Genomic DNA, 12,098 nt, shown 5'->3' with positions numbered 1-12,098 from the left:
GTAATATAGAATAGTGTTATTTACACAAAAAGATATAATAGATAAAATTTTTATTTGTGATCAATGGTCTGTTGCGAGTTTGGCAAATAAATATAATATAAGTAGACCAACAGTGTATAAAGTGCAGAAGATTAATAATTTTTAACTTGAAAATAATTATAATATGTATATATATAAATATAATATTTTATTAATTAAATTGAAATTATTTAAATGAGTGATTTTTTGAAAAAAGCTAGACATAGTTTGTCGCACATATTAGCTCAAGCAGTTCAAAGAGAGTTTGGAACTGATATTAAATTATGAGTATGACCTGAAATTAAAAATTGATTTTATTATGATTTTTTAATTAAAGATCCACAAATAAAAATTCAAGAAGAAAATTTGAAATCAATAAATAAAAATATGGAACAAATAATTAAACAGAAACAAGACTTTTATTGTATATCTACTGATTTACAGAAAGCAAAAGAAATAAATATTTTTTTATGACAAGAATTAAAAAACGAACTTATTGAAGATTTTGAAAAAGAATGAATAAATAATATTACATATTTTTTGAATTTGATACCTATGAAAGCAAAAGAATCTTTATTAAAATGAACAAATGAAAATTATATTAAATATTATGAAGCTGTAAATGATTTTTTTCAAACAAATTGATATATTTGAAAAGATAAATTTATATCTTTCATAGATATGTGTGAATGACCACATATAAATAATACTCAAGATTTGGATTCTAAATCTTTCAAAATTTCAAAAATTGCTGGTGCATATTGGAAATGAGATGAAAAAAATTTCATGATGACAAGAGTTTATTGATATGCATTTGAAGATAAAGAAAAATTAAAAGAATATTTAAATTTTTTGGAAGAAGCGAAAAAAAGAGATCATAGAGTGCTTGGTAAGAAACTTGATTTATTCTGTTTTTCAGATTTAGTATGACCTGGTTTACCTATGTTTACTCCTAGATGAACTAAAATAATAAATTTATTACAAGAAAAAGTGGAAAATATTTGTAGTAAATATGGTTTTGAAAAAGTAATAACTCCTCATTTGGCAAAAATTGATTTATTTAAAATTTCTGGGCATGCAGATAAATATCCTGAAGAACTTTTTTCTGTGAAATCTCAAAGAAAACAAGAATATGCACTAAAACCTGTACAATGTCCACATCAAACACAAATATATGCTAGTAAAAAAAGATCATACAAAGATTTACCTATTAGATATATGGAAAGTAATAAACAGTATAGAGCAGAACAACCTTGAGAAATTTCTTGATTGTCTCGTGTAGTTGCTATTACAGTAGAAGATTGACATGTTTTTTGTACTGTAGATCAAGTAAAACAAGAAGTAATGGCTATGGTAAATATTATTAAAGATTTTTTTGTAGATCTTGGATTGCGATGAAATCATTGGGTAAGTTTGTCCGTTAGAGATATGGAAAATTTAGATAAATATATTTGAGAAGAAGAGGATCGACAGATATGTGAAAAAATGTTATGAGAAATAGCAGAAGAAATGAATTTATGAGCAATTAAGTGTGAATGAGAAGCAGCAGTTTATGGACCAAAATTAGATTTTATGTTCAAAGATTCTCTTGGTAGAGAAATTCAAATACCTACTGTACAATTAGATTTTGCAACACCGAAAAAATTTAATTTAAAATATGTTGATAAAGATGCAAGTGAAAAAGCACCTGTAATGATTCATAGAGCTATTTTATGATCTTATGAAAGACTTCTTGTTATATTGATAGAACATTTTGCTTGAGCTTTCCCTTTTTGGTTAGCTCCAGAACAAATTAAAATAATTCCTGTATCAGATAAATTTATAGATTATTGTAATAAAATAAATAATGAATTGATAAAATATTGATTTAGAAGTAAAATTAATTTGGATGATGATAGTTTTGCAAAAAAAATAAGAAATTGAGAAATACAAAAAATACCTTTTTTATTGATAGTGTGAGAGAAAGAAATACAAAATAATACTATAAATTTAAGAGATGTTTATAATAAACAACAATATGAAATTAATATTTCTGATTTAATTAAAAAATTTGATGAACTTAATTAATTTTTTGTTTAAATATTAAAATTAATTTATGTTTTTAGTATTATTTAAATATTATATTTAATATAAATTTATAAATAAAAAATGATAAACTTAAAGTTATTTAATTTTAATTTTTGGGCTAAATTCTTATTAATTTGATTAGTTATTCATTTTTTTTTGCATACATATATTACTTTTTTTTGGAATTTGGAAATAAATATTATATGGCTTTGGAAAGAAATTTTAATAATATGATTTTTTTTGTATTTATTTTATTTGATTTTCAAAAATAAAGAAATTAAGTTTTGGTGGAAAGATAAAACTATATTTATTTTGGAAATGTTATTTGCTATATTGGTAATATTTACTTTTGTTGTCAATACTTTTTTTATTGATAATAGTTTGAGTGAATATATTATGGCTTTTAGATATGATTTTTTGGCTTATTTAATATTTTTTACTATTTATAGAGTATCATATTTTATTAAACCATCAGATTATTTATTGAAATATTATTGAATAATAATTAAACGAATTATATTGTTTGGAGTACTTTGGTATATTATTATTTTTTTGAAACCTGGTTTCCTTAAATTTGCATGATATAACAAAAATATATTTGAATGAGAAGTATGATCTGCACCACCTGCCGCTTATTATACACAACTTAATCAATGAATAGTTCGTAATCAATTTCTATTTGAAAGACCTATTAATTATTGATTTTTCTTAATAGCTTTTTTTCCACTATTTTATATGTTATATTTGAGAAAAAAAGCTATTAAGAAAACTTGGTTTTGGTGGATTGTATATTGATTTAATATTTTAACTACTTTTAGTAGAGCTGCATGGTGAGCTTTTGTTTTTGAAATATTAATCTTGACTATTATTGATTATAGAAAAAATATGAAATATTTTATGAAATATATTCTATTTCCTATTTTATTTATTTTTTCTATCTTTATTTATTTTGCTTATGATCATATTATTTGAAGGCAACGAAGTAATACTTGACATATAAATGAAGTAATAAAATGAATAGATATGTTTATCTCTGCTCCGATTATTGGTAAATGAGCTTGATATGTTTGACCAGCTTCTTTTTGGGAATGAGGAATTGAATTTAATCCAGAAAATCAATTTTTGCAAATAGCAATAGAGTTTGGTTCTATATGATTTTTGATGTGGTTTTGAATATATTTATTTTTTGTATTTTATTGATTGTATTATTTATTTAAATCAAATAAAAAAGAAAAAAATAATAAATATATATTGTATGTTTTGGCTTTTAGTATATGATTGATCTGATTAAGTATTCAATGAATGGTATTACATAGTTTTGTAGATAGAATGATAATTTATCCTTTTATGTTTTTATTTGCTATTGCAATTTATTTACATAGATATAAAAATATATAATTTTTTATAAAATAGGGGAGTATTAATTATAAATTTTTTACTTATTTAATTAAATTTATTTGTTAATAAAAAATAATTTAAAAAATGAAAATATATCAAGATAGATTAAATTCTATATTACAAATAAATTTTAGAAACAAAAAAGTTTGTAATAAAAAAATTATTAATAATAATTTTGATGAATTTATAGTTAAAAATGATTTTGGAGATAATAAAGAATTAAATGTTTTTTTGTTGGATGAAAATAGATTTAATTACTTCTCTTATCTTATAAATGAAAATTTTACAAGTCGTATTACAATAAAACATATTAAAAAAATATTAAAATCAAAAATTAATGAAATTGAAACTGATATTAATATTGATAAAAATTGAATATTCTTGTTTTATCATATTTATGATATATATATAAATTGAGAATATAGTAAATATTTGATTTGAAATGAATGAAGTATAAGTTTTAAAATTATTTTAATTTATTTGAATTTGGAATCGACAAATCATTTCAAATTTCTTTGTGGGAACAAAATTTTGGAAAATAAAAATATTAAAATATATCCATCAAGTTTTTGTACTATAAATCATATGTATAAAAAATTATCAAAATATAATTTCTCTTTGTTATATATTATGGAAAATAATTTCAAAATTTTAAATATTACTTGAGGAATAATAAGTGATATTTCAAGTATATCTTTATGATATGATTTATTAAAAAATATTTTTAAGGATCAATGAGCTATAAATTGTTATTATAGCTGTTTTGATAAAAATATTGAACAAACTTTTTATAGTCAAAAAATAATTGATTATAGTTTAGAATTTTATGTAAAAACATTAATTAAACGAATTAAAGAACAATGATGTTACAATAATTCTAATATAATTCTTTCAAAATTAAATCAATCTCAAAAATTTATTGATATTTTTAATGATATTTATAATAAAAAAATATGATGATATATATTAGCATATAATTATTGAGATGATTTGGAAACTTTTTGATATAAATTTAAATATGATGAAATAGATATTGTAACTTATTTAAATTCAATTTAGTCTTGTAAAAAATGTTAGTCTATATTATATATTAACTTAATTTATTATGTTTTGGAATTGATTTTTTGAGATATTTATTTATATATTATATAATTTATATTATTTAATTTTATGTTGTGAAAAAAAATATATTACTTTTTACATGAGAGGGGAAATTTTTATTGGATGAGAAATTAGATAGACGAAAAAAAATATTTAAGGAAAAGTATTGACAAAACAGTGTTTATGTGTTTAATAGTGAAAATGCCGATTCTTGACTGATAAGAAATATTATTTCTTCTTGAAATCTTTTTGACGAAAAAAAATTAATTATATTAAATTGATTTCCAAAAGATTCTTATTCATGAAATTTTATAAAATCTGAAATTATAGAAGAAATAGAAAAATATTTTTCCAAGAATTTAAAAAATATTTCTTCTGAAAATGTAATAATATTTGTATCTTACAAAGTAGATAAAAGAACTAAATTTTATAAATTTTTGAAATCATCCAAAGATATTGTAGAGATTGAAGAATTTAAAAAATTAAGTCTTACTGATATTAAAAAAAATGTAAAAAGTTTTTTACAGGATTTAAATCCTAATATTAATTTGATAGATTATTTTATAAATAAAGTTGGAAGTGATTTGTATTCTTTAAAATTGGATGCTGATAAATTAAATTCTTATTGTAAAACTAATAAATTAAGATTGGATAAAAATATAATTGATTTAGTTGTTTTTTCAAATTATGAAACTAATGCTTTTGAAGTTTTGGATAATGTCTTTTTTAATAAAAAGAAAACATATATTTTGTTGGATGAGTTAAAAAATCAAGGTTTACATTATCTTCAAGTATTATGAATGGTCTATTGGTGATTTAGAAATATAATTCAAATGTTGGATTTATATATTTTGTGAGATAAAGATTCAAAATCTATTGCATCCAAATTATGATTAGCACCTTTTGTTGTATCAAAAAATATTTCTGTATTGCCAAAAATTGTAAATAGGAAAAAATATATACATAAAACTTTTGAACAACTTATAAATCTTGATTTTTCAATTAAATCTTGATTAATACCTGTAGAATCATTTTATATAGAACTTAAAAAAATAATAAGTTATATACCTGATAAATATTAATTTTTTAATAAATAATTTAAAATTATGGAACTAAAAATAATATCAATTATATTCTCAATATATTTTTTTGTATTAATGTCTTCATCTGTTTTTGCATCAATGGCAATGCCTAATTATTGAATAAATGAAAATACAAAAGAATGTTCAAGATTTTTTATGTGAGATGAATGTTCATCTTGTGAGCTTCCAGAAAATTGGAAAATGATTGAAGATTTTCAATGTCCTAATTGATATAAAGAAATTGATAAAAAATCAGTTTGTAAATCTACAAAAAATCCTTTTTGTTGTACTCTTTGAAATTCTGGATCGCGTGGTGATTGTGAAGATCTTGTTGTAAATTATGTTGATCAAAAATGTGCTTTTGTTGAAAATATTGATAAATGTGAAAAACTACCGATGAATTGGGAAAAATCTAAAAAAGAAGATTTTTGAATTTGTCCATCAATAGATTATAAATGGTTGGATGAAACATTAAATTGTGAAGAAAAAATTAAAGATAATAAAGAAATTAAAGATAATAAAGAAATTAAAGATAATAAAGAAATAACTGAAGATAGAGATAAAATATATTATAATATAATTATTAGAATTCCTTTGGCTATTAATATTTTATGAAAAATAATATAATTTTTTGATATAATAAAATTGTGTTATTTTTTTAGTAATTTAATTGTATTTATTTTAAAAACATTTTTTATTGAAAAATAGTATTTATTTGTTAAATATTTAGTATTTTGTTTTAAAAAAATAAAAAATGTATTGCTTTTTTTAAAAAAATATTTATACTATATGATTGAGATATCTGTGTAATTTTGCAGTAAAAAATTTTACTAATTAAATTTAAGTATTTATGGTTAAACAAAGGATTTGGGATAAGTTAAAAGATGATATTAATGAATTATCGCAGGATTTACAAAATTTATTGAGTAAATGACTTGATAAATGATATATAACTGAAGATGAAATAATTAGTAAACTTAATAATATTGATGAACAAATAGAAATAGTTGAGAAATTCTATGATATAGCTGAAAAAATGTCTATAAAAATAGAAACTATTGAAGAAATTTTGGAAAGGGAGGCAAGGGAAGTAATACAAAATAGAAAACTTGGTAAAGTTTCTTTATATGAAACACAATATCATGTGAATGATCATCAATATAAAGATTTTATAAAATTATATTTCAATGATATATCAAAAATTCCTTTACTTAAAGCACAAGAAGAAAAGGATTTGGCAAATGCTATTAAAGAATGAGATGGTGAAGCTAAAAAGAAATTAATGGAGTCTAATTTGAGATTAGTTATAAGTATTGCAAAAAGATTTTTGTGAAGTAGAATGTCTTTTATGGATCTTATTCAAGAATGAAATATTTGATTAATTAAAGCTATAGAAAAATTTGATCCTACCAAAGATTTTAAATTTTCTACATATGCAACTTGGTGGATTAAACAATCAATTACTAAATCTATTGCTGATATTACAAAAAATGTAAGAATTCCTGTTCATTTGATAGATGAAATTAATGCTTTCAATAGGGCATCTCAAGAACTATTCCAAAAATACTGAAGAGAACCAAATGTAAAAGAAATATCTAAATTTTTATGATTTCCATATAAAAAAGTAAAAAAATTGGAGGAAGTAATATTTGGTAATATTTCATTGGATGCAGAAGTAGGTGATGATGGTAAAAATAGTATTTGAGATCTTATTGCAGATGAAAAAACATTAACTCCCGATGATTTTGTAGAAAAACAAACTATCTCTTCTAATTTGGATAAAATTCTTGATATGTTGGATGAAAGAGAAGCAAAAATAATTAAAATGAGATATGGTATAGAATGACCAAGATATACTTTGGAACAAGTTGGTGCAGAGTTTAATGTTACTAGAGAAAGAGTGAGACAAATTGAACAAAAAGTTTTGCAAAAACTTAAAGATCATGAATGATTACAAAAATTACTTGGTATACAGGATTATATAGAAAGAATTAAGTTTATTGAAAATGATGCTTGATTAAAGTCTGGTAAATATCAAATTTAATTAATTTATAATAATATTTTAATGAAACTTTCGCAAAATTTTGTAAAAACTGCAAAACAAGTTGGACATGAGGAAGTAGCAAAAAATGCTCAACTTCTTATAAGATGAGGTTTTTTGGATAAATGAATGGCTTGAATTTATTCTTATTTGCCTATGTGAATTAGAGTTATATCAAAGATAAAAAATATTGTAAATGATGAAATGTTGAATTTGTGATCTCAAGAAATTTTGATGTCAAGTATTCAAAATAAAGAAATTTGGGAAAAAACTGATCGTTGGAGTGATGAAAATGTTGATATTTGGTTTAAGTCAAAATTGAAAAATTGAGCAGATATTGGCTTGGCATGGTCTCATGAGGAACCTATTACACAAATGGTAAAATCTCATATTTCAAGTTATAAAGATTTGCCAGTATATGTTCATCAATTTCAAAATAAAATGAGAAATGAAATTCGTGCAAAATCATGAATTATGAGATGTCGCGAATTTATTATGAAAGATATGTATTCTTATAGTGAAGATGAAAATCAACATATGGAATTTTATAATAAAGTAATAGATGTTTATAATAAAATATATTCAAAATTATGAATTTGAGATATTACTTATGTAACTTCTGCTTCTGGTTGAGTTTTTACAGATAAATTTAGTCATGAATTTCAAACTATATGTGATGCATGAGAAGATAATATATATGTTCATAATGATTGAAAAATTGCATTAAATGAAGAAATTTTTGATGATGAAACTTTATTAAAAATGTGATTTAAAAAAGAAGAATTTACTAAACAAAAAACAGCAGAGGTTTGAAATATATTTACTTTTGGTGTAGGAAAATGTGAAGAGCTTGATTTGTTTTTTATAGATCAAAATTCTAATAAAAAATGAGTTTATTTATGATCTTATGGTATTTGAATTAGTCGTTTAATGGGAGTGATAGTAGAAATTTTTTCTGATGAAAAAGGTATTGTTTGGCCTGAAAATATAGCTCCTTACAAATATGTAATAATTCCTATATGAAATAAATGAATTTCAAAATCTGAAGAAATATATGATTCTATGTTAAAAAAATGAATTGAAGTTGTTTTGGATGATAGAAAAGAATCGCCATGATTCAAACTTAAAGATGCTGATCTTATAGGTTATCCTTATCAAATTGTTGTATCTGATAAGACAATGGAAAATTCTGAAAATGTAGTAGAACTTATTAAAAGATCAAGTGGAGAAAAATTATTATTGGATTGGACTACTATTAATTAGATTGTTAATAATTTTTTATGTTTAAATATTTATAAATAATAAAATTAACTAAATGAATACAAGTAATACAAAGGAAAAAATGGAAAAAATAATTAAATATTTTAAAGAAGAACTTAGTCATATGCAAGTTGGTAGAGCATCAACTAATATGATAGAATGAGTAAATGTATATATTGAAGCTTGGTGAATGGAACAAAAACTAAATAATCTTGCAAATATTTCAATATTGGATTCTCAAACTATTAAAATACAAGCTTGGGATAAAACTACTGTTTCTAGTATAGAAAAAGCTATATATAATAGTGATCTATGATTAACTCCTATAAATCAATGAGATTGAATTATAATTAATGTCCCTCCTCTTACTTGAGAAAGAAGAAAAGAATTATCAAAAGTTGTTTGAACAATGTGAGAAAAAACTAAAATTTCTATAAGAAATGTAAGAAAAGATAGTATGCAAGAAATTAAAAATGAATTTGAAGAAAAATTAATATCAGAAGATGAAAAAAAAGATTTTGAAAAACAAATTGATAATCTTACAAAAGATTATAATCAATTAGTTGATAAATATGTAAAAATTAAATCAGATGAAATTTTGTCTTTATAAGTTTAAAAGGAAAAGTTTAAATATACTCGTTTTAAATTTTTAATAATTAATATTTAAATTATACTAGATTTAAAGATAGAAACTACTAGTATCTAATATCTAAACTTAATTTAATAAAAAACTCTTGGCTTTTGCCAAGAGTTTTTTATTAAATTAGGTTTTATCTTTTATTTATTTCATTTTCTATAATATTTTGTAAGAAGTAATATGCAGTAATTCTTCTTGTTTGTATATATCTTGCTATTCTTTGTTTTTTAAGTTGTTTCTATCATTTTTTGATAATTTATCATATGCAGATTCCAATTTATTAATACTAATATTTTTCAAAATATCTCATAAATTTGGATACTTATTTTGATATTCCTGTAATTTATCATAATCAACAAAATTTTCTGTATTCATAAAATTTTCTGTTTCTGGATTATTTGCATTACATTCTCATTTATATGCAATTTCTACATTATTTTGTTGTTTAGCTACACAAGAATTTGAATAAGTTTTTCAGTCTATTCAACAAACTGGATCATATTGCATAGTACACATTACCATATTTCAACCCATTTCACCAGTTCCACCTTCTTCCAAATTATTATTTTCATTATTTTCTTCTTCTATTTTATTAGGTTCTACTTCAGAACAATCAAATTTACAATTTGGTCATGTTCTTCATACCCAATTTCAATCAGGACACTGTTTCATATCCATAGGACAAACTCAAATATTATTATTTTCTGTTTGTTCTTTTTCATTAAGATTTTTATCTTCATACATAGTATCTATATTTAAAGTAGTTTCATTAGTTATATGCCCATCCTCTGAATAAACTTTCATTTTTTTATCAGATAACCGTTCAATATCAACTACATACCATGTTCATCATAAAACTGGATCTTCATTTATTAAGTCAGATATATTTGCTTTAACATATTTTTCATGTTCCAACTTTTCTTTATTATCTTCATTAATATGTGTTAAACAAGTCCATTTTTCTTGTCAATTTTCTCAATAAATATCTTCACAATACATCATAGTACTTGCTCAAGCTTCTCAATCATTTATTTGAATATTATTACATCCATCACTTGCAAAAGTACAATATTCTCAATGAGTTTCCAAAAAATTTTCTTTAGAATTAAAAGTTCTAGCTTCAAAATAATTTTGTGTATCATCACAAATTCATTCTTTTTCGCAATCATTAATTCAATCCAAATCCATATCCCATGTCCAATGCATTACTTTATTAGCTTGATTTGAATCATTATTATTTGTTGCAACTTGATCTGAACTTGAAACAGTATTAGCAAGACTAAAAGATATAAATGTAAAAAATATTACAAAAACAGATATTATTATATTTCTCATAATTGTTTGTTTAGTTATAAATTAAATTTTATTATGTATCTGTATAATTTAATACGATAAAAAAACATAAATATTACAATTCAAAAATGTTTTTTATATAAATTATTTAATTTTTTTATATTAATATAGAATAAAATATTAAAAAGATATTGACTTTTATGATAAAAACATTATATACTGGACACTTCTTTGAAGTGATTTATGGAGGTAATTTATCATGAAAGAAAGAATTGATGAGTCTTCTCAGAATGCTGTTGTAGGCATTCTTGTGTCTATAATTATTTCTGTGGTATTTTTGACTCTATTATATATAATATTTTATTTTTTGTCTTTTATCTTTGTTTAAAAATTGATAATTGACTACTATTTCTTTCAAGGTTTTTCCTTGGAAGATTTTTTAAATTAATTTTTTTTATTAAGTTTATATATTATTTATAAAAAATATATTTTAATATATATAAGCTATAATATACTTTTTTTCGGTTTTTTTTTGGATTTTGTAAAAATCTATATGCCCATTCAAGTTTAATTTTTCTTATTATTTTAGGAGCTCTTTTTTCACTTCCTCACAAAAATCATATCAATCAGCCAACACCAAATGTCAAAAATCATTTTTTTATCAAATATTTTCTATTTTCATATATCCGATTTTCTTGTAAAGGAGTTCATCTTCATACTAAAAGAATTTTATTTTTTTTATTTCAAATTTTTATATTTTTTGCATTTAATTTTTCATATCAATTTTTGTAATAAAAGACTTGTATACCAAAATCATTTTCTATTTTATTTTTACATTTCATTAAAGTTTCTTGATCTGAACCATAAATATATATTTGTGTATTTTTTTTATCTATATTTTGTAAAAAATATGGTAAAAAGTCAGTTCAATTTATATTATTTAAACTAATTTTATACTTTTTTTGAAAATATTTCTGTAAAGCTATTCAATCAGGTAATAAAAAATTGCTTGTAAATAATGTATTTAAATATTTTTTATTTATATTATTTTCTTTATGTAAGTTATTTGAAATTAAACTAGCAAAATATATGAAATTAACAATTCAATATCATTCTTTTTGATAATATTTATTTATATCAAAAAAAGCTTCTTTAAAATTTTTTTTATAAATTTTATATTTCAACATTTTTATATTATTTA

Annotated in this window: 10 protein-coding genes; 8 read left to right on the top strand and 2 right to left on the bottom strand. The window is 21.3% G+C overall.

Translation table 25 applies throughout. The features are described from left to right. Nucleotides 1-213 precede the first annotated feature (213 nt). From thrS to frr, 8 genes are all read left to right on the top strand, one after another. The gene (gene thrS, locus VAMP_RS07245; protein WP_213349984.1) at nucleotides 214-2,085 is read left to right on the top strand and encodes a threonine--tRNA ligase; all 1,872 of its coding nucleotides are present in this window, start codon (nucleotides 214-216) and stop codon (nucleotides 2,083-2,085) included. A gap of 81 nt (nucleotides 2,086-2,166) precedes the next feature. Then, entirely contained in the window at nucleotides 2,167-3,483 is a 1,317-nt protein-coding gene (locus VAMP_RS05720; RefSeq protein WP_213349983.1) for an O-antigen ligase family protein, read from the top strand. Nucleotides 3,484-3,567: 84 nt separating this feature from the next. Next, nucleotides 3,568-4,542 carry a hypothetical protein gene (locus VAMP_RS05715; RefSeq protein ID WP_213349982.1) on the top strand — a complete coding sequence of 325 codons (975 nt, stop codon included), beginning with the start codon at nucleotides 3,568-3,570 and terminating at the stop codon, nucleotides 4,540-4,542. Nucleotides 4,543-4,658: 116 nt separating this feature from the next. Beyond that, on the top strand, nucleotides 4,659-5,666 hold the full coding sequence (gene holA / locus VAMP_RS05710) for a DNA polymerase III subunit delta (RefSeq protein ID WP_213349981.1): 1,008 nt from the start codon (nucleotides 4,659-4,661) through the stop codon (nucleotides 5,664-5,666). Between the two features lie 24 nt (nucleotides 5,667-5,690). Continuing rightward, the gene (locus tag VAMP_RS05705; RefSeq protein WP_213349980.1) at nucleotides 5,691-6,293 is read left to right on the top strand and encodes a hypothetical protein; all 603 of its coding nucleotides are present in this window, start codon (nucleotides 5,691-5,693) and stop codon (nucleotides 6,291-6,293) included. Between the two features lie 223 nt (nucleotides 6,294-6,516). Further along, entirely contained in the window at nucleotides 6,517-7,710 is a 1,194-nt protein-coding gene (locus VAMP_RS05700; protein WP_213349979.1) for a sigma-70 family RNA polymerase sigma factor, read from the top strand. A gap of 21 nt (nucleotides 7,711-7,731) precedes the next feature. Then, complete coding sequence (locus VAMP_RS05695) at nucleotides 7,732-8,970, top strand: proline--tRNA ligase (RefSeq protein ID WP_213349978.1); 1,239 nt, start codon at nucleotides 7,732-7,734, stop codon at nucleotides 8,968-8,970. Nucleotides 8,971-9,022: 52 nt separating this feature from the next. Next, nucleotides 9,023-9,577: a ribosome recycling factor gene (gene frr, locus VAMP_RS05690; protein WP_213349977.1), complete on the top strand. Its 555-nt coding sequence runs from the start codon at nucleotides 9,023-9,025 to the stop codon at nucleotides 9,575-9,577. Nucleotides 9,578-9,817: 240 nt separating this feature from the next. Here the strand turns inward: frr and VAMP_RS05685 are convergent, their stop codons facing one another. Beyond that, nucleotides 9,818-10,939 (bottom strand): Kazal-type serine protease inhibitor family protein, encoded by a 1,122-nt coding sequence (locus VAMP_RS05685; protein ID WP_213349976.1) that lies wholly within the window; start codon nucleotides 10,937-10,939, stop codon nucleotides 9,818-9,820. 428 nt (nucleotides 10,940-11,367) lie between these two features. Then, nucleotides 11,368-12,084: a WecB/TagA/CpsF family glycosyltransferase gene (locus VAMP_RS05680; RefSeq protein WP_213349975.1), complete on the bottom strand. Its 717-nt coding sequence runs from the start codon at nucleotides 12,082-12,084 to the stop codon at nucleotides 11,368-11,370. Between the last annotated feature and the right edge of the window lie 14 nt (nucleotides 12,085-12,098).

The sequence above is a fragment of the Candidatus Vampirococcus lugosii genome, from assembly GCF_018420025.1.
GTDB lineage: Bacteria > Patescibacteriota > Gracilibacteria > Absconditabacterales > Absconditicoccaceae > Vampirococcus > Vampirococcus lugosii.
This window is presented reverse-complemented; position numbering and strand designations above follow the sequence as displayed.